This window comes from Neobacillus sp. NPDC097160 (genome assembly GCF_044762155.1).
Classification (GTDB): Bacteria; Bacillota; Bacilli; order Bacillales; family Cytobacillaceae; genus Neobacillus.
Genome location: NZ_JBIWDU010000003.1, coordinates 110,025 through 133,915 on the forward strand (window position 1 = coordinate 110,025; position 23,891 = coordinate 133,915).

Annotated in this window: 29 protein-coding genes; 26 read left to right on the plus strand and 3 right to left on the minus strand. The window is 38.4% G+C overall.

From position 1 onward, the window contains the following. The first annotated feature begins 63 nt into the window (after positions 1 to 63). The 16 genes from spoIIM to lysA all read left to right on the plus strand — a co-directional run bounded on the left by spoIIM (position 64) and on the right by lysA (position 13,956). Positions 64 to 711, plus strand: a complete 648-nt coding sequence (gene spoIIM / locus ACIQXV_RS04845) for a stage II sporulation protein M (RefSeq protein WP_402956550.1) — start codon at positions 64 to 66, stop codon at positions 709 to 711. A 107-nt stretch (positions 712 to 818) separates the two neighbouring features. Beyond that, positions 819 to 1,283, plus strand: a complete 465-nt coding sequence (gene fur / locus ACIQXV_RS04850; protein WP_402956552.1) for a ferric iron uptake transcriptional regulator — start codon at positions 819 to 821, stop codon at positions 1,281 to 1,283. 165 nt (positions 1,284 to 1,448) lie between these two features. Continuing rightward, entirely contained in the window at positions 1,449 to 1,676 is a 228-nt protein-coding gene (locus tag ACIQXV_RS04855; RefSeq protein ID WP_402956554.1) for a YqzK family protein, read from the plus strand. 6 nt (positions 1,677 to 1,682) lie between these two features. Next, positions 1,683 to 2,576 carry a site-specific tyrosine recombinase XerD gene (gene xerD, locus ACIQXV_RS04860; RefSeq protein ID WP_402956556.1) on the plus strand — a complete coding sequence of 298 codons (894 nt, stop codon included), beginning with the start codon at positions 1,683 to 1,685 and terminating at the stop codon, positions 2,574 to 2,576. A gap of 201 nt (positions 2,577 to 2,777) precedes the next feature. Further along, complete coding sequence (deoB, locus tag ACIQXV_RS04865) at positions 2,778 to 3,962, plus strand: phosphopentomutase (RefSeq protein WP_402956558.1); 1,185 nt, start codon at positions 2,778 to 2,780, stop codon at positions 3,960 to 3,962. Positions 3,963 to 3,977: 15 nt separating this feature from the next. Further along, positions 3,978 to 4,799, plus strand: a complete 822-nt coding sequence (locus ACIQXV_RS04870; protein ID WP_402956560.1) for a purine-nucleoside phosphorylase — start codon at positions 3,978 to 3,980, stop codon at positions 4,797 to 4,799. Between the two features lie 32 nt (positions 4,800 to 4,831). Then, entirely contained in the window at positions 4,832 to 6,136 is a 1,305-nt protein-coding gene (locus ACIQXV_RS04875) for a pyrimidine-nucleoside phosphorylase (protein WP_402956562.1), read from the plus strand. Between the two features lie 153 nt (positions 6,137 to 6,289). After that, a complete protein-coding gene (locus tag ACIQXV_RS04880; protein ID WP_402956564.1) occupies positions 6,290 to 7,462 on the plus strand; it encodes a D-alanyl-D-alanine carboxypeptidase family protein in 1,173 nt (390 codons plus the stop codon). Positions 7,463 to 7,622: 160 nt separating this feature from the next. Next, a complete protein-coding gene (gene spoIIAA, locus ACIQXV_RS04885) occupies positions 7,623 to 7,973 on the plus strand; it encodes an anti-sigma F factor antagonist (protein ID WP_402956566.1) in 351 nt (116 codons plus the stop codon). After that, on the plus strand, positions 7,974 to 8,414 hold the full coding sequence (gene spoIIAB / locus ACIQXV_RS04890) for an anti-sigma F factor (RefSeq protein WP_402956568.1): 441 nt from the start codon (positions 7,974 to 7,976) through the stop codon (positions 8,412 to 8,414). Positions 8,415 to 8,426: 12 nt separating this feature from the next. After that, entirely contained in the window at positions 8,427 to 9,185 is a 759-nt protein-coding gene (gene sigF, locus ACIQXV_RS04895; RefSeq protein WP_402956570.1) for an RNA polymerase sporulation sigma factor SigF, read from the plus strand. 91 nt (positions 9,186 to 9,276) lie between these two features. Then, the gene (locus tag ACIQXV_RS04900; protein WP_402956572.1) at positions 9,277 to 9,900 is read left to right on the plus strand and encodes a stage V sporulation protein AA; all 624 of its coding nucleotides are present in this window, start codon (positions 9,277 to 9,279) and stop codon (positions 9,898 to 9,900) included. Further along, a complete protein-coding gene (locus tag ACIQXV_RS04905; protein WP_402956574.1) occupies positions 9,887 to 10,312 on the plus strand; it encodes a stage V sporulation protein AB in 426 nt (141 codons plus the stop codon). The genes ACIQXV_RS04900 and ACIQXV_RS04905 overlap by 14 nt, the downstream gene beginning before the upstream one ends. A 133-nt stretch (positions 10,313 to 10,445) precedes the next feature. After that, entirely contained in the window at positions 10,446 to 11,021 is a 576-nt protein-coding gene (gene spoVAEA / locus ACIQXV_RS04910; protein WP_402956576.1) for a stage V sporulation protein SpoVABEA, read from the plus strand. After that, a complete protein-coding gene (locus ACIQXV_RS04915) occupies positions 11,008 to 12,498 on the plus strand; it encodes a spore germination protein (protein WP_402956578.1) in 1,491 nt (496 codons plus the stop codon). Before spoVAEA ends, ACIQXV_RS04915 begins: the two co-directional genes overlap by 14 nt. A 153-nt stretch (positions 12,499 to 12,651) precedes the next feature. Further along, entirely contained in the window at positions 12,652 to 13,956 is a 1,305-nt protein-coding gene (lysA, locus tag ACIQXV_RS04920; protein ID WP_402956580.1) for a diaminopimelate decarboxylase, read from the plus strand. Between the two features lie 220 nt (positions 13,957 to 14,176). Here lysA and ACIQXV_RS04925 read toward each other — a convergent pair whose 3' ends face one another. Then, complete coding sequence (locus ACIQXV_RS04925; protein WP_402956582.1) at positions 14,177 to 15,040, minus strand: DUF1002 domain-containing protein; 864 nt, start codon at positions 15,038 to 15,040, stop codon at positions 14,177 to 14,179. 485 nt (positions 15,041 to 15,525) lie between these two features. On the opposite strand from ACIQXV_RS04925, the gene ACIQXV_RS04930 reads away from it, so the two are divergent. Continuing rightward, positions 15,526 to 15,876, plus strand: a complete 351-nt coding sequence (locus ACIQXV_RS04930; protein WP_402956584.1) for a GNAT family N-acetyltransferase — start codon at positions 15,526 to 15,528, stop codon at positions 15,874 to 15,876. A 30-nt stretch (positions 15,877 to 15,906) separates the two neighbouring features. Here the strand turns inward: ACIQXV_RS04930 and ACIQXV_RS04935 are convergent, their stop codons facing one another. Both ACIQXV_RS04935 and ACIQXV_RS04940 read right to left on the minus strand, forming a co-directional pair. Continuing rightward, positions 15,907 to 16,428, minus strand: a complete 522-nt coding sequence (locus ACIQXV_RS04935) for a DUF309 domain-containing protein (protein WP_402956586.1) — start codon at positions 16,426 to 16,428, stop codon at positions 15,907 to 15,909. Between the two features lie 101 nt (positions 16,429 to 16,529). Next, entirely contained in the window at positions 16,530 to 16,616 is an 87-nt protein-coding gene (locus ACIQXV_RS04940; protein ID WP_166241169.1) for a YjcZ family sporulation protein, read from the minus strand. Between the two features lie 209 nt (positions 16,617 to 16,825). Between ACIQXV_RS04940 and ACIQXV_RS04945 the strand changes: the two genes are divergently transcribed. The 9 genes from ACIQXV_RS04945 (at position 16,826) to rluB (ending at position 23,871) form a co-directional block, all read left to right on the plus strand. Continuing rightward, entirely contained in the window at positions 16,826 to 17,599 is a 774-nt protein-coding gene (locus tag ACIQXV_RS04945; RefSeq protein ID WP_402956588.1) for a segregation/condensation protein A, read from the plus strand. Continuing rightward, a complete protein-coding gene (gene scpB, locus ACIQXV_RS04950) occupies positions 17,586 to 18,170 on the plus strand; it encodes an SMC-Scp complex subunit ScpB (RefSeq protein WP_402956590.1) in 585 nt (194 codons plus the stop codon). The genes ACIQXV_RS04945 and scpB overlap by 14 nt, the downstream gene beginning before the upstream one ends. A 106-nt stretch (positions 18,171 to 18,276) precedes the next feature. Then, positions 18,277 to 18,696, plus strand: coding sequence for a hypothetical protein (locus ACIQXV_RS04955; RefSeq protein ID WP_402956591.1), 420 nt, complete (start codon positions 18,277 to 18,279; stop codon positions 18,694 to 18,696). A gap of 30 nt (positions 18,697 to 18,726) precedes the next feature. Then, a complete protein-coding gene (locus ACIQXV_RS04960) occupies positions 18,727 to 19,215 on the plus strand; it encodes a YpuI family protein (RefSeq protein ID WP_402956593.1) in 489 nt (162 codons plus the stop codon). A 130-nt stretch (positions 19,216 to 19,345) separates the two neighbouring features. Beyond that, a complete protein-coding gene (locus ACIQXV_RS04965) occupies positions 19,346 to 20,236 on the plus strand; it encodes a superoxide dismutase (RefSeq protein WP_402957131.1) in 891 nt (296 codons plus the stop codon). 136 nt (positions 20,237 to 20,372) lie between these two features. Then, positions 20,373 to 21,518 carry a D-alanyl-D-alanine carboxypeptidase family protein gene (locus ACIQXV_RS04970; protein ID WP_402956595.1) on the plus strand — a complete coding sequence of 382 codons (1,146 nt, stop codon included), beginning with the start codon at positions 20,373 to 20,375 and terminating at the stop codon, positions 21,516 to 21,518. Next, positions 21,511 to 22,098: a nucleoside recognition domain-containing protein gene (locus ACIQXV_RS04975; protein WP_402956596.1), complete on the plus strand. Its 588-nt coding sequence runs from the start codon at positions 21,511 to 21,513 to the stop codon at positions 22,096 to 22,098. The genes ACIQXV_RS04970 and ACIQXV_RS04975 overlap by 8 nt, the downstream gene beginning before the upstream one ends. A gap of 7 nt (positions 22,099 to 22,105) precedes the next feature. Continuing rightward, a complete protein-coding gene (locus ACIQXV_RS04980) occupies positions 22,106 to 22,642 on the plus strand; it encodes a spore maturation protein (RefSeq protein WP_402956598.1) in 537 nt (178 codons plus the stop codon). Positions 22,643 to 23,133: 491 nt separating this feature from the next. Beyond that, positions 23,134 to 23,871 (plus strand): 23S rRNA pseudouridine(2605) synthase RluB, encoded by a 738-nt coding sequence (gene rluB, locus ACIQXV_RS04985; protein ID WP_402956600.1) that lies wholly within the window; start codon positions 23,134 to 23,136, stop codon positions 23,869 to 23,871. Positions 23,872 to 23,891: the final 20 nt, after the last annotated feature.

Sequence of the window (23,891 nt, forward strand, 5' to 3'; positions counted from 1 at the left end):
TAGAATAACTAGACTGGCATAGAATGTAATAACTTACCTTGAGAATAATAGGAGGAAAAGCAAATGAAAAAACGATTGTACCAGTCCGATGCCGCTAGTTATTTCCGTGAGCATTCCTCAATTTTTTTATTTATTGTCGTTTTATTTTTAATGGGGGTAATCTTTGGAGCAATAGTGGTGAATAGCATGAGCATTACGCAGAAGGAAGATTTATTCTATTATTTATCACAATTTTTTGGCCAAGTTTCTGACGGTAAGGTGGCAGAAGACAACGATTTATTTTTGCAAAGCTTTTTCCACAACAGTAAGTTTATTGGTCTGATGTGGATCCTGGGAATATCCATTATTGGTCTGCCTGTTATTCTCATTCTCCTATTTATAAAAGGAATGGTTGTTGGGTTTACAGTTGGCTTTCTTGTAAGCCAAATGGGCTGGAAAGGTTTTATGTTAGCCTTTGTTTCGATTCTGCCGCAAAACTTGATTATCATTCCGGTGTTTATTATGATGGCGGCATTATCAGTAATCTTCTCACTTCGAATGATAAAAAAGCAATTTATGAAAAAATATGCACAACCAATTATGCCTTTTTTCAAAAGATACATTTTTGCCCTACTAGCAGCAGTGATTTTTATCTCCGCTGCATCAGGGATTGAAGCCTATTTATCGCCATGGTTGATGAAAACAATTATTAGTTCAACTAGTTTAAAATAATTATTAAATGATAGTATATATAATTTCTTCTTTATAATAATTTTATTTTGAATCTCTTTTGTCATCTGTTATAATGAGAATAACAGTGGCGAGGGAGGGCCTTCAGGATGGAAACGAGAATTGAAAGAATTAAGAAACAGCTGCATTCAGCGAGTTATAAATTAACACCACAGCGTGAAGCAACTGTTCGGGTTTTGCTAGAAAATGAAGAGGATCATTTAAGTGCAGAAGATGTGTACCTCCTCGTAAAAGAAAAATCGCCTGAAATTGGTTTAGCAACTGTTTATCGGACGTTGGAATTGCTAACGGAATTAAAAGTTGTCGATAAAATAAATTTTGGTGATGGTGTTTCTCGGTATGATCTCCGTCAAGAAGGTGCGGCCCATTTTCACCATCATCTTGTTTGTATTGAATGTGGTGCCGTTGATGAAATTCAGGAAGATTTACTTGAAGATGTAGAAGCAGTTGTAGAGCGCAGATGGAATTTTAAAATAAAAGACCACCGACTTACATTTCATGGCATCTGTTACCGCTGCCAAGATAAAGGAAACGAAGAAGAAACAGTTGAATAAAAACCAAAAGGTCCTTTTTCAATGAAAGGGCTTTTTTCTTTCCTATCCCATAATTGTTGTGGGCGTTTGAACCTAATAAATTCCATCCATTACCGATTACTAGGTATAAAACTTGTACATTTTGGCATACCTTTAACTAGATAATCGTTAATTGGGGGAAGAAGAATGATTACATTTATAAGAATAGCACTGCAGACCGTAAAGGTTTTTATCATATTCACCGGGTGCACGATACTCTTTTATTATGGTATCATGTGGGTATCGGAAGAATACCAAAATTATCATCGCTATGATGAACCGGAAGGAGCTGCGTTAAAGGTTTCGAACGCAGTGAATGAAGAAAGTTCTTCCTTGTTAGATCGGCTGATGTTGTTTTATTTAAATGGGGAGTAATCGCAAATGGAAGAGCACTTGAAGGATTTTAAAACCTACTTGACAGTTGAAAAAGGGCTGGCAAAAAATACAATTGTGTCATATGAACGTGATTTAAAAAGCTATCTTCATTATTTGAAAAATGTAGAATCCATTCAAACTTTAAATGATGTCCAGCGTATTCATATCATCCATTTTTTAAGTTTTTTAAAGGATCAAGAGAAATCATCAAAAACAGTGGCAAGACATATTGCCTCCGTTCGAGCTTTTCATCAATTTTTGTTAAGAGAAAAGGCAGCAGACCGAGACCCATCCGTGCTCATTGAACCGCCAAAGCTGGAAAGAGCGATTCCTAAAGTATTAAGTTTACAAGAAGTTGAGATTCTTTTAGATGCGCCAAATTCACATGACCACTTCGGTATAAGGGACAAGGCTATGCTTGAGCTCCTCTATGCTACAGGTATCCGTGTTAGTGAGCTAATTGGACTTGATACTGAAAACATTCACCTAACGATGGGATTCGTTCGCTGTATTGGTCAGGGCAATAAAGAGCGGATTATTCCAATCGGCAGGACTGCATCGGAAGCAATCAAGCATTATTTAGAGCATGGCAGGCCCCACTTTGTTACAGCAAAGCATCATGATGATGCATTGTTTTTAAACCATCAAGGGCGTCGGCTAACACGACAAGGGTTTTGGAAAATTTTAAAAAAACTGGCAAACGAAGCTGGGATTGCCAAAGAGCTCACCCCACATACACTAAGACATTCCTTTGCCACACATTTGTTGGAAAATGGTGCTGATTTAAGAGCGGTTCAAGAAATGCTGGGACATGCTGATATTTCAACCACGCAAATATATACTAACGTTACAAAAACTAGGTTAAAGGATGTATATAGTAAATTCCATCCCCGAGCTTAATAGAATGATAGGTTTTGAAAAGTGTCAAAAAGCTGCCATAAAATTTTGGCGGCTTTTTTCTTGTAATTTCTTAAACATTTAGTACAATATAGATGTCAGACTTCTGACGAATATTTTTACTTTAGGATTTCATAATCCTAATTTTCTAAGGGCAACATATTATTTGCAAACGTTTTCTAGGTTAAAAGGAGGAAGTTTCGTATGGCTGTAAATACATATAAACGTATTTTTATTATCGTAATGGATTCGGTCGGGATAGGGGAAGCACCTGATGCAGATAAATTTGGTGACAAAGGTGCAGATACCTATGGACATATTGCAGAGAAAATGAATGGCCTAAACATGCCAAACATGGCGAAGTTAGGTTTAAGCAATATTCGGGAAATTAAAGGAGTCGAAAAAGCCGAAAAGCCATTAGCGTTCTATACAAAAATGATGGAAGCTTCTAATGGGAAAGATACGATGACAGGGCACTGGGAAATTATGGGTTTAAATATCCAAACACCTTTCCGTGTATTCCCTGATGGGTTTCCTGATGAACTTGTTTCTGAATTGGAACAACGTACCGGTCGAAAAATTATTGGCAATAAACCTGCGAGTGGTACAGAAATTCTAGTCGAGCTGGGCGAAGAGCATATGAAAACAGGGGCATTGATTGTTTATACATCGGCAGATTCCGTACTTCAAATCGCTGCCCACGAAGAAATTGTCCCACTCGAAGAGCTTTATAAAATTTGTAAAATTGCCCGTGAATTAACACTTGATGAAAAGTACATGGTTGGCCGCGTCATTGCCCGCCCATTCTTAGGTGAACCAGGGAATTTTAAACGTACGTCTAACCGCCATGATTATGCTTTAAAACCATTTGACCGTACGGTAATGAGCGAATTAAAAGACTCCGGCTTCGAGGTCATTGCCATCGGGAAAATTTCTGATATTTATGATGGCGAGGGAGTGACAAAGTCGCTAAGAACGGTTTCAAACATGGATGGTATGGATAAGCTTGTCGAGACCTTTGACATGGATTTCACAGGAATTAGCTTCGTAAATCTAGTTGATTTTGATGCATTATTCGGCCATCGCCGCGATCCGGAAGGCTACGGAAAGGCATTGGAAGAATATGATGCCCGACTGCCTGAGGTATTTGCAAAAATGAAAGACGATGATTTATTACTGATTACAGCAGACCACGGAAATGACCCTGTTGCCCCAGGCACAGATCATACACGTGAATATGTACCATTACTTGTATATTCAAAGAGCATGTCAGAAGGAAAGGAACTTCCGTTACGGGAAACCTTTGCAGACCTTGGAGCTACCGTTGCTGAAAACTTTAAGGTAAAAATGCCGAAGTATGGTAAAAGCTTTTTAAATGAATTGAAATAAGGAGGGGAAATGAGAATGAATTTTGAAAATATCCAAAAAGCTGCTAGTTTTTTAAAAGAAAAATATCCAAATGCGCCAAGGATTGGTCTTATATTGGGTTCTGGCTTAGGTGTTTTAGCGGATGAAATCACAAATCCGGTAAAAATACCTTATAATGAAATTCCTGATTTTCCTGTTTCTACAGTAGAAGGTCATGCCGGTCAACTCGTATTTGGATTGCTAAATGGCGTAGAAGTTGCCGCAATGCAGGGCCGTTTTCATTTCTATGAGGGGTACAGCATGGACAAGGTGACGTTCCCGGTTCGTGTAATGAAAGAACTGGGTGTTGAAATGTTAATCGTCACCAATGCCGCTGGCGGCGTAAATGAAAGTTTCACACCTGGAGATTTAATGATTATTACAGACCATATTAATAATATGGGAACAAATCCGTTAATTGGACCGAATGATTCTCATTTAGGTGTCCGCTTTCCGGATATGTCTGAGGCATATTCTAAGGAATTACGCGCCATGGCAAAAGAAATTGCAACCCGATTAAACATCCATGTTAAAGAAGGAGTTTATTTCGGAAATCCAGGACCTGTTTATGAAACACCTGCAGAAATACGAATGGTACGTACTATTGGCGGTGATGCGGTTGGAATGTCCACCGTTCCTGAGGTAATTGTCGCTCGCCACAGTGGGATGAAGGTTCTAGGAATTTCTTGTATTTCCAATATGGCGGCAGGAATTCTTGATCAGCCGTTAACCCATGATGAGGTAATTGAAACGACTGAAAAAGTAAAAGCTGATTTCCTTTCTTATGTAAAAGAAATTGTAAAGAATATCGCAAAATAAATTGACTAAAATTATACGAAGTGGTGATAAAAATGAGAATGGTTGACCTAATTGAGAAAAAAAGAGATGGGCAGGAACTTGCAACAGATGAAATTAAATTTATTATTAATGGTTACACTGACGGTTCGATACCAGATTATCAGGTAAGTGCCTTAACAATGGCCATTTATTTTAAAGGGATGACCGAAAGGGAAAGAGCCGATTTAACGATGGCAATGGTTGAATCTGGAGATCAAATTGATTTGTCGCAAATCGAAGGGATTAAAGTTGACAAACATTCAACTGGCGGAGTAGGTGATACCACTACACTTGTGCTTGGACCACTTGTTGCGGCACTTGGTGTCCCAATTGCCAAAATGTCCGGCCGTGGTTTAGGGCATACGGGCGGGACTATTGATAAATTAGAAGCTGTTGAAGGCTTCCATGTAGAAATCGAAAATAATGAATTTATTGACCTAGTAAATAAAAACAAAATTGCAGTAATTGGGCAAAGTGGTAATTTAACACCTGCAGATAAAAAGCTTTATGCACTTAGAGATGTCACTGCCACAGTTGATAGTATTCCACTTATTGCAAGCTCAATTATGAGTAAAAAGATTGCTGCTGGTGCGGATGCTATTGTTCTTGATGTAAAAACAGGTGCTGGTGCTTTTATGAAAACACTAGACGACTCACGGGAACTAGCGAAGGCAATGGTTCGTATCGGTAATAATGTTGGTAGAAGAACAATGGCAGTGATTTCTGATATGAGTCAACCGCTAGGTTTTGCGATTGGAAATGCTCTTGAAGTGAAGGAAGCAATAGATACCCTAAAAGGGGAAGGACCTGAGGATTTAACAGACCTTTGTCTAACGCTAGGAAGTCACATGGTGTACTTAGCCGAAAAGGCCGGCACATTAGAAGAGGCACGCACTATGCTTGAAAATGTGATCAAAGATGGGTCTGCCCTTGATAAATTAAAAGTATTTTTAAGTTCTCAGGGCGGAGATGCCTCGATTGTTGATGATCCTTCAAAAATGCCGCAAGCAAAATATATCTATGAGCTTGAAGCAAAGGAAAATGGCTATGTTGCTGAAATTATTGCTGATGAGGTCGGAACTGCAGCAATGCTATTAGGAGCCGGAAGAGCAACGAAAGAATCTGTTATTGACCTTGCTGTAGGCCTTGTATTAAGAAAGAAAATCGGAGATCAAGTAAAAGAAGGCGAATCATTAGTTACAATCTACAGCAACTTTGAAAATGTAGAAGAAGTAAAACAAAAGCTTTACGAAAATATCAAGATCTCAACAAGCAAAGTAGAAGCACCAATTCTTGTTCACGAAGAAATAACACAGTAAACATAGTAAAAAAATGAAAAAGGGTGTCAGGCACCATGTGAAAAATTCACATGATGCCTGACACCCTAATTTTTTTGTGGGCGGAGGAAATAATTGTATAAAGTAATTTATTTTGGAAAAAATGGAGGCTATAAAGAATGGAGGGTTATGCGAATGAAACGATTTGTCTCTTTCATAGTGACATCTTTTTTACTTACAAGTTTATGGAGTCCATCTGCTTTTGCTGCTGAAGAGAAAAAGACGACTGATATCGTCAGCAATGTTAAATCCGCTATTTTAATTGAACGAGATACTGGGACAGTTCTCTACGAGAAAAATAGTAATGAAGAACTGCCGCCTGCCAGTATGACCAAAATCATGACAATGCTTTTAATTATGGAAGCACTGGATCAAGGAAAACTGACATGGGATGAAAAAATCCGTGCAAGCGAATATGCAGCATCCATGGGCGGTTCACAAATATTTCTTGAGCCGGGCGAAGAAATGACAACTAAGGAAATGTTAAGAGGAATCGCGATTGGTTCTGGAAATGACGCATCTGTAGCAATGGCAGAAAAAATTGCAGGCTCTGAAGAAGCGTTTGTTGATATGATGAACGATAAGGCAAAAAAACTGGGATTAAAGCATACGTTCTTTAAAAATACAACAGGACTTCCTGTAAGTGGACATTTCAGCTCAGCGGCAGACATGGCTATTATGGCAAAAGAGCTCCTAAAATATGAAGACATTACAAAATTTACAGGTATGTATGAGGCCTACCTTCGTGAAAATACAGATAAAAAATTCTGGCTTGTTAATACCAATAAATTAGTCCGTTTTTACCCAGGTGTAGATGGACTTAAAACTGGTTTTACTGCGGAAGCAAAATATTGCTTAACGGCAACAGCCCAAAAAGATGGTATGCGCGTGATTGCTGTCGTTTTTGGTGCCCCAACCTCAAAGGAAAGAAATGCGCAAGTAACAAAAATGCTTGATTATGCCTTTGCCCAATATCAAACACATCCAATGTTTAAGCGAAATCAAACAATTGGTCAAGCCAAAATAAGTAAAGGGCAGGAAAAGTCTGTTAAGGCGGTAACAAGCGAACCACTTTCTTTATTAACAAAGAAAGGTGAAAAGACAGAGGATGTTAAACAAAAGATTGTTCTGCAAAAAAATCTAAATGCCCCAATTACGAAGGGGGATCAGGTAGGGACAATCAAGCTCATTAAGGGAGAAAAAGTCATTCTGGAAAGCCCTATAGTTGCGGGCCAAGATGTAAAGCAAGCAGGATGGTGGACACTTTATAAACGTTCCTTTGGGATGTTTACAAAAGCCGGGAAATAAAAAAAGTGTAAGCGCCCGTTTAGCAGCGTAACACCTTTGTCGAATTTACTAAACATTGTACTAATTTTAGCGAATTACGACTAGTTTTGTATTTATAGAAGGATATTGCCGTTTGTGAAGCGAATTGACTCACTATACCAGATTAAGGAGGCCGGGGATAGTGAGTCTTAACATTGATATGGAAACAAAAAATGATGTTTTATGTATTCGCTTAAGCGGTGAATTAGATCACCATACTGCGGATGAACTTCGCGAGCAGGCGACAGCAGTTATCGAAAAAAACGATATTCGTCATATTGTCTTAAATTTGGAAGGACTTTCCTTTATGGATAGCTCAGGTTTAGGGGTTATTTTAGGAAGATATAAACAAATCAAACAGGTGCACGGTGAAATGGTCGTTTGTGCAATTTCCCCTGCAATACAAAGATTATTCGATATGTCTGGTTTATTTAAAATTATCAAAATGGAACCGACTGAGGAATTTGCATTGCAAAGATTGGGGGTGGCCTGAGTGAAGAATGAAATGAATCTTCAATTCAGTGCTTTAAGTCAAAATGAGTCGTTTGCACGCGTAACCGTTGCAGCTTTTATTGCCCAGCTTGATCCAACAATGGATGAACTGACAGAAATTAAAACAGTCGTTTCAGAAGCCGTGACAAATGCCATTATTCATGGTTATGAAAATGATCCAACTGGAATTGTGTATATTCAGGTTACCATTGAGGACAGTCTGATTGATATGACCATAAAGGATATTGGATTAGGAATTGTAGATGTGGAGGAAGCTCGTCAACCATTATTTACAACGAAGCCGGATCTAGAACGATCCGGTATGGGTTTTACTATCATGGAAAATTTCATGGATGAGGTAGAGGTTCATTCACAGCCAGGTCGAGGAACCGAGGTTAGATTACGAAAGCATTTAAATTCTAGCAAAATGCTTTGCAATTAAGGAGACTTGCTGATGGATGTGGAGGTCAAGAACGATAAAAGTCACACGTATTTAAAGGATCATGAAGTGAAAGAGCTCATTAAAAAGAGCCAAGAAGGGGACCAAGATGCTAGGGATTTAATCGTTGAAAAAAACATGCGTCTCGTCTGGTCTGTTGTCCAACGGTTTCTTAATAGGGGCTATGACCCCGATGACTTATTCCAAATTGGCTGCATTGGATTATTAAAATCAGTTGATAAGTTTGACCTTTCCTATGATGTAAAGTTCTCCACCTATGCGGTACCAATGATCATTGGTGAAATCCAGCGATTTATTCGCGATGATGGAACTGTGAAGGTAAGCCGGTCACTGAAAGAAATAGGGAACAAAATCCGAAAAGCAAAGGATGAATTATCGAAGAACCTAGGAAGAATCCCGACAGTTAATGAAATTTCAGCACATTTGGACCTTTCCCCGGAGGATGTAATCCTTGCTCAAGAAGCAAGCAGGACACCGTCATCCATTCATGAAACTGTTTATGAAAACGATGGGGATCCGATCACATTACTTGATCAAATTGATGACGGTAATGAAGGAAAATGGTTTGATAAAATTGCTTTAAAAGAAGCCATCAGGGAATTGGATGAACGGGAAAGACTTATCGTTTATTTAAGATATTATAAGGATCAAACCCAGTCAGAAGTTGCCCTTAGGTTGGGGATTTCGCAGGTTCAAGTATCAAGACTAGAAAAAAAGATATTACAGCAAATGAAAGACCGTATGGATCTCTAATCCATATGGTTTTTTCTTTTTCATACATGAAAAAATAGCTAGTTATCCATACTACTTATACGAGGAAATCATTTTGTGGGGAGTGAATGTTTTGGAACAGACAATCTACATCCGCATGCGGAACCGTGTTCAAGCAGAGCCGGAAGAAAAAATTTTGCTTAAGGATGTTGCCCAGATCATTGCCCCAGAAGCTGTTCTCTCGAATATTAAAAAAATGATGGTTCATCAATTAACTCCAACAGATAGGAATATAGTCGTCCTTGATGTGATGAAAGTCATCAATTTGATTACAGATACTTTTGATGATTGTGAGGTTCAAACCATTGGTCCTGCACAAACCATTATAGAAGTAACCTTTAAAAAGAATGGAGTTTCGATTCCTTTTTTTCTCTTAATATGGTTTCTGTTATTTTTTGGTTCAGCCATGGCGATTATGAATTTTCATGATGATGTCAGTATGAAAAGTGTCCATGAAAAAATTTATACCATCATAACTGGAGAGATAGATGCAAAGCCATTATTATTTCAAATTCCCTATTCCATTGGTTTGGGTCTAGGAATGATTCTATTTTTTAATCATGTATTTAAGAAGCGGATTAATGAAGAACCCAGTCCACTTGAAGTAGAGATGTTTAATTATCAGCTGGATTTAGATAATTATGTCATTATCCATGAAAACAAAGAAAGTATGAAACGACTTAATGACGACGATTAAAATTTTGGCAGTTCTATTTGTAGGATTATCAAGTGGATTGGCCGTAGGTTCTGGTTTTGTGGCATTCCTTACCGTTCTTGGAGTGATTCCCAGACTGACACAGCTAAGCAAAACAATGAAAATGATTCACCAGTATGAATGGGCAGTTGTATTTGGTGCGCTGACTGGGGTAATAGCGAGTCTTAGGGATCCTGAATTACATATATCATCCTATTTTTTGATTCCATTAGGAATAACAGGTGGAATATTTTTCGGAATGTTAGCTGCAGCTCTTACAGAGGTTCTAAATGTCCTGCCGATTCTTGTGAAACGGATTCGCTTGGATGGGCAGATTATCATTTTAATAATGGCAATTGTATTTGGGAAAATATTTGGTGCCATTTTTCAATGGCTTTATTTTGTTCATCATTAAATACCTTGAAAATTATCAAGTTCCACCACAATAAGCTTTCGAAGCGAAGCATCCTTTAACGCAAACTTTTAGTTTTTCAAGTAATCAGCTTCTTAAGATATTTTACTCTTTTCTAATGAAGGGACATCAAAGTATGAGTATTCGGAGGCGGGTCATTTTAGTTACTGACGGTGATGAATATGCAAAAAGAGCTGTTGCACATGTTGCCCGCGAGATTGGTGGACGTTGTATTTCCAGTTCTCATGGAAATCCTTCTACATTATCAGGTCCAGAAATCGTTAAGTTAATAAAAAAAGCTCCTCATGATCCTGTATTAGTGATGTTTGATGATAGTGGCATAGTGGGGGAAGGTGCGGGTGAGACCGCATTGAAATATGTTGCATTACATAAAGATATAGAAGTTCTAGGTGTCATTGCAGTTGCAGCAAAATCTAGGCATGAGGAATGGTCAAGGGTCGATGTAAGCATCGATCGTGATGGAGAGTTAACACCATATGGAGTAGACAAATATGGTATACCAGAACTAGAAATCGGGAGAATAAATGGAGATACCGTTTATTGTCTTGATGAATTGAATGTACCAATTATTGTAGGTGTTGGCGATATTGGCAAAATGGCAAGACATGATTCATACAAACTTGGTTCACCAATCACGAAAAAAGCAGTGGAATTAATTCTTGAAAGGAGTGGCTTTCATGGCGAGAAGTAACGAGCAAAAATGGCCAATCCCGGAATCAGTGCATGAAATTGAAAATTATATGAAACAGCGGGTGGGACTAGGGGTAAGCTTTGATTTTGGAGTCAGGAAGTTAAAAATTCTAAAAAAAGATGTCCATATCTATTATGTAAATGGGTTATGCGATACTCTTTATATTATACAGTTAATTGAAGAACTAGTAGAAATCAATGATCATGAAAAAGTATCAACGGACTTGTTTAAAATAATTGATAATCGGCTTGTTAACCAATCAGTTGAACAAGTAAAAACACTCGATAAAGTTGTCGATCAGGTGTTGTCTGGATTAATTGCGGTTGTGATGGAAGGTGAAAGTACAGCCCTTGTCATTGACGTAAGGAGCTATCCGGGCAGGTCTCCACAAGAGCCTGATACAGAAAAAGTAGTTAGAGGGTCACGTGACGGATTTGTTGAAAATATTATTCTCAATACGGGATTAACTAGAAGGAGGATCCGTGACGAACGGCTGCGCTTTGAAATGCATAAGGTAGGTAAACGTTCGAAAACGGATGTAGCGTTAGGGTATTTAGAAGATGTGGCAGACCCTGATTTATTAAATATTCTACGAAATGAATTAGATGCAATCGATGTTGATGGTATTCCGATGGCAGATAAAACGATTGAGGAATTTATCGTGAAACAGGGCTGGAACCCCTTCCCATTAGTTAGATATACAGAGAGAGCGGATGTAGCAGCAGCTCATATTTTAGAAGGCCATGTCATTATTTTTTGTGACACCTCTCCAAGTGTAATTATTACACCGACAACCTTTTTTCATCATGTACAGCATGCTGAAGAATTTAGGGAATCACCGGCAATGGGGACTTTTGTGCGTTGGACGCGGTTTTTAGGCGTCTTAGCATCGATTGTGTTGCTTCCCTTATGGTTACTGTTCGTATTGGAGCCGTCTCTTTTACCTGAAAAGGTTTCCTTCATTGGACCGAATGAACAAACCAATATTCCAGTGGTCGTTCAATTAATTTTAGCTGATTTTGGAATAGAATTTTTAAGGATGGCAGCCATACATACCCCTACACCATTATCAACGGCAATGGGCTTAATTGCAGCGGTATTAATTGGCCAAATTGCGATTGACGTTGGTCTGTTTGTTCCAGAGGTGATCCTTTATGTTGCTGTGGCAGGGATTGGTAGTTTTACGACTCCAAGCTATGAATTAGGTGTGGCAAATAAAATGGCCAGAATGGCACTAATGATATTAGTAGCTATTTTTCATACGCCCGGCTTTATCATTGGCAGTACCATCATGTTTTTATTTGTAGTTAAGATGCGCGCACTTAATACACCATACTTCTGGCCATTTCTTCCTTTTGAACCAAAAGGATTTATACAAATTGTCTTCCGCAGGGCGATCCCTGGATCACTGCTTAGACCAAGTATTGTCCACCCGCGAAATCGTTTTCGGCAGCCGCCTAAGGCAAACGAGAAATAATTGCGGTTTTTTTACAGTTATGCTAAAGTAATTTTAATTAAATAAAGGAATAAAAGATTAAAAATAGGCAGTATCTTATGGAGATTCTGTCTATTTATTTATTATAATATTCTACATAAACTATAGTGAGTGGTGCAGGAGAGAGGGAATAGAATGTATTTTTACGGTTCAACAGGTGTTAATAAAAACGGGAATTTAGAAATAGGCGGGGTCGATGCTGTTGAGTTAGCACAGCAATTTGGCACTCCACTCTATGTATATGATGTTGCATTAATAAGAGAAAGGGCAAGGGGCTTTAAACAAACATTTGAAGATTTAAATGTTAAGGCTCAAGTCGCTTATGCCAGTAAAGCATTTTCGACAGTTGCTATGATTCAGTTAGCGGAGGAAGAAGGATTATCACTCGATGTCGTATCGGGCGGTGAATTGTATACTGCAATTGTAGCTGGATTTCCGGTAGAAAGAATTCATTTTCATGGAAATAATAAAAGCCGAGAAGAATTAGAAATGGCTTTGGACCAAAGAATTGGTTGTATTGTGGTTGATAATTTTTCAGAAATGGAGCTATTAAAGACCATTTGCCATGAGAAGAATGCAAAGATCAGTATCCTATTAAGGGTTACCCCTGGAATCGAGGCACATACCCACGACTACATCTTAACTGGGCAGGAGGATTCTAAATTTGGTTTTGATCTTCAAAATGGTCAGGCGGAAGAGGCGTTAAAAACGGCGATTCAGTTTGAAAATTTTGATGTTCTCGGACTTCATTGCCATATTGGATCACAAATTTTTGAAACAACAGGTTTTTTACTGGCAGCACAGAAAATTGTTGAAAAGATGGAACACTGGAAAGATGAACTTTCCTTTGAAGCAAAGGTATTAAACTTAGGCGGGGGTTTTGGAATCCGCTATACAAAAGAGGATGAGCCCATCCCACCATCACAATATGTAAGTGAGATTATTTCAGAGGTAAAAAATTTAGTTAAACAGCACTCATTATCCATGCCGGAAATTTGGATTGAGCCTGGACGCTCACTGGTGGGTGATGCTGGTATTACCCTTTACCATGTGGGATCATCCAAAGAAGTTCCAGGCGTTAGAAAATATCTAGCCGTTGATGGCGGGATGAGTGATAATATACGTCCTGCACTTTACCAGGCAAAATATGAAGCAGTGCTTGCTAATAAACCATTAGCCAAAGCAAATGAAACCGTCTCAATTGCCGGGAAATGCTGTGAATCCGGTGATATGTTAATTTGGGACTTGCCGCTTCCGGAGGCTGGGGAGGAGGATATTCTTGCAGTATTTTGCACGGGTGCCTACGGTTATTCTATGTCTAACAACTATAACCGGATTCCACGTCCAGCCGTCGTTTTTGTTGAAAACGGGAAAGCAACCCTTGTTGTAAAAAGAGAATCGTATGAAGATTTAGTAAGACTTGATTTGCCCATTAAATAGAAAAAAGCTGTCGCCAGGGCGACAGCTTTTCAACTTAATTATGAATTAATAAAATTCAACTTTGAGAATTGTCTAGCTCCAGCACCCTAGCGGCTAGTGTCCTTCGCTCTCCGCCCTACGATAAGTCAAGCACGAATGCGCCTCCGGCTCTTCGTGTTTCCTTTATCTCAGTTGGATCGCTCCAGGCCATACGCCGCTGACCAGGGCGCTTGCGCTTTTCCTATGAAAAAATTGATTTAATAGCGTCAATCAGCCAAATAAAAAATTGCTTTACTTTATCCAAAAATCCTTGCCCTTTTTCAGATTGAAGGAAGTTTGAAATCCGGTCTTTTGCTTTATTAAGCTGATCGCTCACCTGGTTCCAGTCAATGTTTAAATCCTTGAGCTTATTAAAAAAGTCAATCAGCCTTTGCATTTCTGCACCGGTAAGCGTAACATTTAAATCTTTTGCTGCCTGATCAATAATGTTCCGTAATTCCTCATCATCTTTCGGCTTGTTTTTGGCAATCTCTTCTTTTACTTTTGCAATTAATGCCGCGGCATTCTTTTCGCCAATGGAGTCTCCCAGTTTGGCTGTTTCCACCATCTCTTGATTCGCAGCCTGTTTTACTTCTTCCGGAATGGTTTTATCAGCAGAGATTTCATACGCTTTAATAATACCTGTTAAGGCAGCGGTTCCGGATACTGCAATCGGGGCAGTAATATAGATATTTGCATCTTTGACACCAGCTGTAATCAAGGCATTGACATACATTTCATCGGTAACCCAATTGATATTCTTTGTTTTTACCGTTATCCCTGAACCCTTTGGTGCAATCGTGATAGCTGACGATGAGATGGCCTTTGTACCTATAAAAGATTTGGATACGTATTTTCCTAAGTATTGATGTTCTTCCTGATTCGAAACGGTCACAGTCTGAACATCTTTCGACGCGCCCATTTCTTCTAATAGATTATTTTTTTGTTCTTCCGTTAAATTTTCACCCAATGTGACAATCATATCCCCCTCAGCCATGTCAGCAAAGCCGCGGATGGGATTGATAAGTACGAAAGTTAACAGAAGAAGAATCATTGTTTTTTTCATTGTTTGCCTCCTTGAAGTGGGAAAACATTTAAATTTTGTTAAAAGCCCTATTAATAATATAACCGAAATCCTTAATATAAACGAAAAAATGGATCCGGAAGTTTCATAGTTTTGGTAACTTTCATGAGAATATGCATCATTTGTAAGAGAAAATAGATTATTTTTGTGATTTAGTGTAGAATGGTGGTCAGGAAGGAACAGTTTTGGAGGAAAATTTTCCATGAAAAGAAATTGGGTTTTATTTAGTATCCTTATTGGCATTTCTGTTATTTGGGGAATAATCTACTGGATTTTTATTGCACCTAATCGATAGTAATATTTATATTTGATGATTGTCTTTTATTTATGTATGATTGGGATAAGTGAAACATAATAAATTCAACTACATATAATGAATAAATGTTTAGTAATTATTTATTTGGTAAAAATATACTATTGTTAAACCAGGGATTACATCGGTTTATTTAAAATAATGAGGGATCAAAATGTTAATTCGTTATAAGAAGACATTCGAAAAAATTGCCATGGGTTTATTATCCTTTATGCCAACTGAAAAGGACTTAAAGAAGCTCCAGCAAACCATAAAGGAATATGAGACTGAAGAGGATTGGCAGCTTTTTCTGTGGAAAGAAGAAGATATTATTGGGCTAATTGGCGTCCTTTATCAAAATGGTGCAAATGCCTTAGTGATCCAGCATATTTCGGTTAACCCATCCCACCGTTTTCAAGGCATAGGGAAAAAAATGGTGAAGGCATTGAGGGAAATGTATACAGATAAGGAAATCATTTCAAATGAAAACACTGCGGCATTTATTGAAAAATGCGATGTTTGCTAATTGGACTTTATAAAAAGGCGGAGAATAATATTATTCTCCGCCTTTCCGCATTTTTAAGGACTGGTGTCTCTCCTCGATAACACTAGTTCTATCTCTTAATTTATGACGATGAATGAGGCCGTTCTTAGAGAAATCACTTCCCTTTCCCCATAAAAATCCCTCTTGTACACAATATTTTCTGCATGTCTCCAAAAGGATTGGATCACAGATAGGCAAATCAAAGCTAGTATAGGCTCCTTCTTTTTCGATTGAGGATAAACGTTCTTTTATTAAATCGTTTAGGATCGATTGATCAAAGCCAAGTTTTATTAACCAGTCAGCCTGTTTGTCAAAAATCTTTAATGCTTTATCTAAAGTTCTCTTTGCCCCATTAAAATTACTTCTACGGTGATGGTAGGTGGAAACAGCTAATAAAATAAGACCGACCCAGATGGACGATTTGTTCTTAGAATCTGTCTTTTTCCAATATTCTTCAAGTACTTCATGACACTCAAAATAATCCCGATCACCATGAAAGTGGACTAAAAATTGGATATACTCTATTGGGTACAAGTGATCACCCCTTTTTGAACTATGTATATTTAGTTTAACATAATCGTGTTGAATCCTTAGAAAAAAACCCGTCAAGTGACGAGTTTTTTCCACTTCTCAAATTAATAGACCCAAGAAGCACCTACGATAATTAACAAAATGAATAAAACGACGATTAAAGCAAATCCGCCTCCAAATCCGCCATCCATATTAAAAACCTCCTACAAATTTATTGTCTTTTCCTTGTCATCATATGTAGGTGCATTGTCCATTGTTATGGGCAAACATCATATTTTGATAATTAAGCACGGTAAGGTTGATTTTTCTATTGGATTACCCGACTTGAATCCTCTATACTAATAATAGTTGTATTGCACGATAAACAAATTTTATTTATTAAGAATTTTGGTGAATGATAATGCCATATCAGGTAAAGATTGATGCGTTTGAAGGGCCGTTAGATTTGCTTCTCCATTTAATTAATCGGCTAGAAATTGATATATATGATATTCCCGTTGCCGAGATTACTGAGCAATACTTAATATATATTAAAACAATGAATGAGCTCCAACTGGATGTTGCCAGTGAATTTTTAGTAATGGCCGCTACATTACTCGTGATTAAGAGTAAAATGCTTTTACCAAAGCATGAGGAGGTTTTCCCTGACGAAGTTGATCCGGACATGACATTTGAGGATGATCCAAGGGACGAACTTGTTGAGCGGTTGATTGAGTATCGAAAATATAAAGAGGCAGCACATGACCTAAAAACAATGGAAGTAGAACGGGGGCTTATGTATACTAAGCCGCCTAGTGATCTTTCTGATTTTGCAAAAGAAAAACAGCCTGAAAAAACAGAGCTGAATGTCTCCTTGTATGATATGCTGGCAGCCTTCCAAAAGCTGCTGCGAAGGAAGAAGTTACAACGCCCGATGGCAACAAAAATTGCCCGACAAGAAGTATCGATTGAGAAAAGAATGACAGAAATTATGGTTGAATTAAGACAGCTTCAAGGTAGAAAAAACTTTAATGAATTATTTCCATATCCGGCAAAGGATCATATCGTCGTGACATTTCTGGCTATTTTGGAACTTATTAAAAGGAAAGTGATTGACGTTGAACAGAACGAAAACTTTGGAGATATCTTTGTAGAAGCTGTAAAGGAGGGGGCAGAAGTAGTTGGAAATAATTAATTGGGGCAGCATCCTTGAAAGTCTATTATTTGCAGCAGGAGACGAAGGGCTTTCGCTTAAGCAAATTGCAGAGGTTCTAGAAGTAGAGGAACTAAAAGCAAGTGAAATCATTGAGGATTTACTACAAGAATATGAACAAGCCAATAGAGGAATTATGATTGTCCAGCTTGCAGGAACCTTTCAGCTTGCAACAAAGAAAGAAAATGCAGCCTACTTAAAGAAGCTGGTCGATTCGCCTCATACGTCTGCCTTATCACAGGCTGCTTTAGAGACATTGGCCATTATTGCCTATAAACAACCGATTACCCGTGCCGAAATTGAGGAAATTCGTGGTGTAAAAACGGAGAGGCCCCTGCATACACTAGTCTCAAAGGTATTAATAAGAGAGGTTGGCCGGGCAGAAGGGACAGGAAGGGCATATTTATATGGAACAACGAAAGAATTTCTAGATTATTTTGGTTTACAAAGTTTAAAAGAACTCCCACAGCTTCCGGAAAAAGTGGAGGAAGAATTTATTCAGGAGGAAGCAGATCTATTTTTTGAGAAATTTCAGGAAACGATTAACTCCTAAACTACAATCTTGGAAAAGAATTTATGCTAAAATAAATATACGTTTTCAAAATAAATTTTTAGTGATCCAAGTAGACTGAAGCATTTCGATAAGGAGCGGGATTAAGTTGCTAATTAAAGAGTGTAAAGGATTTGAATTAGAAAAAGAAAAATCAAATACGTCTGAGGACTTTTTTAACAGAAGTGAAGTTACGTTCGTTGAAGACGGGGAGGAAAAAACGCTTCACGTTTTATATGTGAGGTATTTTGATCAAATCTTTCCTGAATTTACCCCATACCAGCAGGACCCAATTATTGTTCAAGAAGGAAATGAAGTGAAGTTTAGAGAAATCGTAGCACTTGTTTGTCTCTTGAAAAATCCAGGGCTGCGCAGTCGTAAACGCCTATATATTAATTCTAAACATGAATTTGCTTCCTGTTTTCAAGATATTAACTTTAATAAATTACCTGAAATATTGCTTGCTGTTAAACAAAATAATGGGTTTGAACTTCGTTCTGCCCTTGAGTTCATTCTGCAGCCGCAATAATCAAAGTTCGGGAAAATCCAGGGGGTAATTATGGGGAATACGTTGGTAAAATCACAGCTTTATGATGTAAAAGTTTTTTTAGCGAAATCAATTTTAACAATTGAAGATTTTTTAAATGAAACAACGATCGCAGAAATGAATTTAGAAAATGATGAAGACCGCAGCTACATTAAATTAATCTTTTCAAATTTACGGAAATTAGTTGTTTATAGCGCGGAAAATTTTGAAACATGCTCCATTATTTTGCAGAACGAACCGTTTCAAAAAGCGGCAGCGGAAAAAACACTCTATAAAATTTATCATCAATGTATTGAAGAGTTTTTCTCACCCAAAAATGATGCTTGGTTCGAAGATAGCAGATCTGCCTATACAGGCAGGAACTCCATTAAATTTTATCGAAATGTTTCGGAAAGTGTAGTACACCTCATCAAAAGTCTTGAAGGCGATTTCCAAAGAATTAGAGAAGAGCTTGAGTACTATGAAACAGATTATCGAACTAAAATGATTCAAACTAAATAAATGTAACCTAAGGCTGTCCTTTAAAAAAGGGCAGTCTTTCTCGTTCTTAACAAGTTCCATTCCTCATACCATTTAGGGTAGATTGCTTGAATAGCAAGAAGGATAATCGTTGGAAAGGGATGAGGATTCAATGGATCGTTTTAGCCGATATGTAAATGAATTATTTGACTGGAATGAGCAAATGAAACAATTTCTTCAATCAGAAAAAATTGGTCAAGACTCAGAATTGTGGGAAAAACTTGATGAATTTACTGAATTAATTGAAAGCACCGACCGAGAGTTATCAAGTGAAGAATTGTTCAGTCTTCAAGCAAAGGCCGAGAATATCCACGAGAAAATGGAAGATTACTTTAGAAGAAAGCAAGAAATCGGAAACATATGGATTGTAGAAAAAACACTCCCTCCTGGTGGTCATACCCTGCCGGAACTTCCTTACCCCTATAATGCTTTAGAACCTATTGTATCCGAAGAAATCATGAGACTGCACCACGATAAGCATCATCGTTCCTACGTTGACGGATTAAACAAAGCTGAACTTAATCTTAAAAAAGCTAGGGAAACCAATGATTTTTCATTCATTAAGCATTGGTCGCGAGAGCTTGCCTTTCACGGGTCTGGACATTATCTTCATACCATTTTTTGGAGAAATATGAGTCCGAACGGTGGAGGTGGCCCGGAAGGACTGCTTAAAGGAGAAATGGAAGGTTATTTTGGGAGCTTTGAAGCTTTTAAAAAACAGTTCTCTGAAGCTGCCAAACAAGTGGAGGGTGTGGGCTGGGCCCTATTGGTTTGGTCACCGAGAGCAAGGCATTTAGAGGTGTTGCAATCAGAGAGGCATATGCTGTTGACACAGTGGGATACAATTCCTCTGCTTGTTCTGGATGTGTGGGAGCATGCCTATTATCTCCAATACAAAAACAACAGAGCCGCGTACGTGGATCAATGGTGGAATCTAGTCAATTGGCATGATGTTGAAATGAGGTTTGAAAAAGCAGCAGATATAAAATGGCCTGCATTCTAGGGGCGTATCTACCTGGTAACTCGTCTAAAGATGAGTTTTCATTTTAAATTGGTCATATAAGAACTCGTCCCGCATAAACTTGTACAAAGCCTTAAGCTTTCAAGTAGACAGATAAGAAGGAGACGAGGTTAATCTAATGAGAATGATTTTAAAGCTAGTAACTATATCCCTCGTGATCTCACTATTCATTGTAAACATTCCTCAAAAGGCTGATGCCTCAATTGGAGTAAGTGCCACTAGCGCTGTGTTATTAGAGCAGAAAACTGGACGGGTCCTTTTTGAGAAGGATGCACACACAAAGAGAAGAATCGCAAGTATAACAAAAATCATGACAGCGATTCTCGCTATTGAATCTGGGAAAATGAATCAAACCGTAAAAGTGAGTGAACAAGCGACTCGTGCCGAGGGGTCATCGGTATATTTAAAGCCGGGTGAAAAAATCAAGCTGAACGATCTTGTCTATGGATTGATGCTGAGGTCTGGAAATGACACAGCTGTGGCAATCGCCGAACATGTAGGAGGAAGTTTGGATGGCTTTGTCTATTTAATGAATCAAAAGGCAAAGCAAATTGGGATGTATAATACCCATTTTGCCAATCCGCACGGGCTTGATGATCATGAAAATCATTATTCAACGGCATATGATATGGCCGTCCTAATGCGTTATGCGATGCAAAACAAAACCTTTCAAAAAATTTCTGGTACTAAGGTATATAAAGCCCCGAATTCAACAGAAAATTGGGACAGAGAATGGAAAAATAAGAATCGACTGCTCTCAAAATATAAATATTGTACAGGAGGTAAGACGGGCTATACAAAACGCGCGAAACGAACGCTTGTTACAACCGCGACAAAAGGGGATATGAATCTAATTGCTGTAACCTTGAATGGCCCGGATGATTGGAATGATCATATTTCCATGTACGAAGGCGGTTTTAAAGGATTTGATATGGCGGAAGTATTAGCGAAGGGGAAAATCGCTGGTGCAAAAAACAAATATTATAAAAATCAGTTATATGTAAAAAAATCAATTGTTTACCCTGCTACAAATGATGAAATGGATTTGTTTTCAGTTAAATATAAATTAGAAAAACCTAAGAAAAATTGGATGAGGACCAAAAATGAAGTAATTGTCGGAAAAGCAGTTGTTTATTTAGATGGTAAAGTTGTCCAGGAAACACCTATATACCTTAAGAGCCCTAAAGAAAAAAAGAAGAAAGGTCTGTTTGATTTTGTAAAAGAAATTTTTCTTTCGGTCATCGGTGTGAATGACAATGGTTAATTATATTTGGGTATTTATGACAATCATTGGAATTGTATTTGCTTTGATTAATGGAACAATGGAGGCGGTTAATAAGGCGGTTTTTGATGGTGCCAAAGAAGCGGTAACCCTTTGTATCGGCCTCATAAGTGTGCTAGTTTTCTGGCTTGGAATGATGCGGATTGCGGAAGAGTCAGGACTTCTTGAGAAGCTGTCAAAGCTTTTTCGTCCGCTTGTCAAAATATTGTTTCCTGAGGTCCCGCACAAACATCCGGCAATGGGATATATCTTGTCAAATATGATATCCAACATGTTTGGTTTAGGAAATGCAGCGACACCACTTGGGATCAAAGCGATGGAGGAGCTAAAAAAGTTAAATGGCGGGAAAAATGAAGCTAGCAGGTCTATGGTTACCTTTTTGGCAATCAATACTGCCAGCATTACCATTATCCCTACAACGGTTATTGCGATAAGAATGAATTATCATTCTGCTTCACCTACTGAAATCGTTGTACCAACCATAATTGCGACAATCCTATCGGCAATAGGGGCAGTGCTGATAGACCGTTATTTTTATTATCGCAGAAGCCGAAAAGGATGATCAAGTTATGGCCTTAATCTCTTATATATCGCTTACTTTTATTCCTTTGCTCATAGGGTTTATTCTTTTATATGGAACGTTTAAACGGGTACCAACCTATGAAAGCTTTGTCGAAGGTGGTAAAGAGGGAATCAAAATTGCTGTATCGATTATTCCCTTCCTTGTCGGCATGCTTGTCGCCATTTCCATTTTTCGCGCATCCGGTGCACTTGACGCCTTAATGAATTGGATTAGACCTATGATGAAGTCGATGGGAGTACCAGCTGAAATTATTCCATTGCTCGTTATTAGACCAATTTCAGGTACAGCTGCCCTTGGGATGACGAGTGATTTAATTGCTGTATATGGGCCTGATTCCTTTATAGGGCGGCTTGCATCCGTCTTGCAAGGAAGCACGGATACCACCTTTTACGTTTTAACCGTTTATTTCGGTGCCGTTGGGATTAAAAAAATGGGGGATGCCCTAAAAGTAGGACTCCTCGCAGATGTAGTGGGAATTATTGTATCTATTATCGTAGTATCCTTTATTTTTGGAACTAAATAGTTTTAAAGAGTATAGTATGTTCCATTTGGAACATGCTTTTTTATTTAAGATAAGAATGTATAAATTTCGACTTTGAGAATTGTCCAGCTCTAGCGCCCTAGCGGCGAGACGCCTTCGCTCTCCGCCCTACGATAAGTCAACATCGGTTCGCTCCGCTCACCGTGTTGTCTAGCTGCAGCGCCTAGGTGCTCGGGGTCATAAGCCAATCCGTCAAGAAGGTAAAGAACAACCTTCTCGCCGGCTTGGCTTATGCCTGTCGCCCCTGGGCAAGGCGCTTCCGCTTTTCTGCTTTCCTTTATCTCAGTTGGAGCGCTCCAGGCCATACGCCACTGACCAGGGCGCTTGCGCTTTTCTAATTTACTTTGAAAAGTGGAGAAATTGTGTCATAATTCATTAGGATAGAATTGTGAATAGGCTTCCTGAGTAAATAGGGAACATTTCTATTTACTTAAGGGTTTCTTTATATCCGGAAAAATTTTGAGGTGAATTGAATGGAAAGATTACAAAAAGTAATAGCTCGCGCGGGCATTGCTTCAAGGAGAAAATCCGAAGAATTAATCAAAGAAGGCAGAGTAAAAGTGAACGGAAAAGTTGTTACAGAGCTTGGAATGAAGGTTTCTCCTTCTGACAAGGTAGAGGTAAATGAAATACAGATTGAGAAAGAAGAGCCTGTCTATTTTCTTTTATATAAACCCAGAGGTGTTATTTCAAGTGTTAATGATGAAAAGGGCAGGAAGGTTGTAACTGATTTTTTTTCACAGTTTAAAGGAAGAATTTTTCCTGTCGGACGCCTTGATTATGATACCTCAGGATTGTTGTTATTAACAAATGATGGGGAATTTGCCAATTTGCTCATGCACCCAAAGAATGAAATAGACAAAGTGTATGTCGCGAAAATAAAAGGAATTCCATTAAGAGAAAACCTAAGGAAATTGGAAAAAGGGATCCGTCTTGAGGATGGTAAAACGGCACCTGCTAAAGTCAAGCTGCTATCTGCAGATAAAAAGAAGCAAACAGCAATCGTCGAGATTGCCATTCATGAAGGACGAAATCGCCAGGTCAGAAGAATGTTTGAAGCCATTGGGAATGAAGTAATGAAATTAAAGCGTGAACGATATGGTTTCTTGACATTAAACGGGTTAAAAGCAGGGGAAGCAAGAGAATTGACTCCACATGAAGTAAAGCAGCTAAGGGCTCTTGCAATGGACGTTTCAAAGAAAAATTCATAAATTCGTCACAATTGCTTTCC

Bases quoted from the DNA above. Each gene is read 5' to 3' on its own strand.
- spoVAEA (WP_402956576.1), top strand. From the start codon at position 10,446: ATGAGTATTCGGAGGCGGGTCATTTTAGTTACTGACGGTGATGAATAT.
- ACIQXV_RS04975 (WP_402956596.1), top strand. From the start codon at position 21,511: ATGGTTAATTATATTTGGGTATTTATGACAATCATTGGAATTGTATTT.
- sigF (WP_402956570.1), top strand. From the start codon at position 8,427: ATGGATGTGGAGGTCAAGAACGATAAAAGTCACACGTATTTAAAGGAT.
- ACIQXV_RS04960 (WP_402956593.1), top strand. From the start codon at position 18,727: ATGGGGAATACGTTGGTAAAATCACAGCTTTATGATGTAAAAGTTTTT.
- ACIQXV_RS04965 (WP_402957131.1), top strand. From the start codon at position 19,346: ATGGATCGTTTTAGCCGATATGTAAATGAATTATTTGACTGGAATGAG.
- ACIQXV_RS04945 (WP_402956588.1), top strand. From the start codon at position 16,826: ATGCCATATCAGGTAAAGATTGATGCGTTTGAAGGGCCGTTAGATTTG.
- spoIIM (WP_402956550.1), top strand. From the start codon at position 64: ATGAAAAAACGATTGTACCAGTCCGATGCCGCTAGTTATTTCCGTGAG.
- ACIQXV_RS04940 (WP_166241169.1), bottom strand. From the start codon at position 16,616: ATGGATGGCGGATTTGGAGGCGGATTTGCTTTAATCGTCGTTTTATTC.
- rluB (WP_402956600.1), top strand. From the start codon at position 23,134: ATGGAAAGATTACAAAAAGTAATAGCTCGCGCGGGCATTGCTTCAAGG.
- ACIQXV_RS04875 (WP_402956562.1), top strand. From the start codon at position 4,832: ATGAGAATGGTTGACCTAATTGAGAAAAAAAGAGATGGGCAGGAACTT.
- xerD (WP_402956556.1), top strand. From the start codon at position 1,683: ATGGAAGAGCACTTGAAGGATTTTAAAACCTACTTGACAGTTGAAAAA.
- deoB (WP_402956558.1), top strand. From the start codon at position 2,778: ATGGCTGTAAATACATATAAACGTATTTTTATTATCGTAATGGATTCG.
- ACIQXV_RS04870 (WP_402956560.1), top strand. From the start codon at position 3,978: ATGAATTTTGAAAATATCCAAAAAGCTGCTAGTTTTTTAAAAGAAAAA.
- fur (WP_402956552.1), top strand. From the start codon at position 819: ATGGAAACGAGAATTGAAAGAATTAAGAAACAGCTGCATTCAGCGAGT.
- ACIQXV_RS04930 (WP_402956584.1), top strand. From the start codon at position 15,526: ATGTTAATTCGTTATAAGAAGACATTCGAAAAAATTGCCATGGGTTTA.
- ACIQXV_RS04855 (WP_402956554.1), top strand. From the start codon at position 1,449: ATGATTACATTTATAAGAATAGCACTGCAGACCGTAAAGGTTTTTATC.
- ACIQXV_RS04925 (WP_402956582.1), bottom strand. From the start codon at position 15,040: ATGAAAAAAACAATGATTCTTCTTCTGTTAACTTTCGTACTTATCAAT.
- ACIQXV_RS04880 (WP_402956564.1), top strand. From the start codon at position 6,290: ATGAAACGATTTGTCTCTTTCATAGTGACATCTTTTTTACTTACAAGT.
- ACIQXV_RS04970 (WP_402956595.1), top strand. From the start codon at position 20,373: ATGAGAATGATTTTAAAGCTAGTAACTATATCCCTCGTGATCTCACTA.
- lysA (WP_402956580.1), top strand. From the start codon at position 12,652: ATGTATTTTTACGGTTCAACAGGTGTTAATAAAAACGGGAATTTAGAA.
- ACIQXV_RS04980 (WP_402956598.1), top strand. From the start codon at position 22,106: ATGGCCTTAATCTCTTATATATCGCTTACTTTTATTCCTTTGCTCATA.
- ACIQXV_RS04905 (WP_402956574.1), top strand. From the start codon at position 9,887: ATGACGACGATTAAAATTTTGGCAGTTCTATTTGTAGGATTATCAAGT.
- ACIQXV_RS04915 (WP_402956578.1), top strand. From the start codon at position 11,008: ATGGCGAGAAGTAACGAGCAAAAATGGCCAATCCCGGAATCAGTGCAT.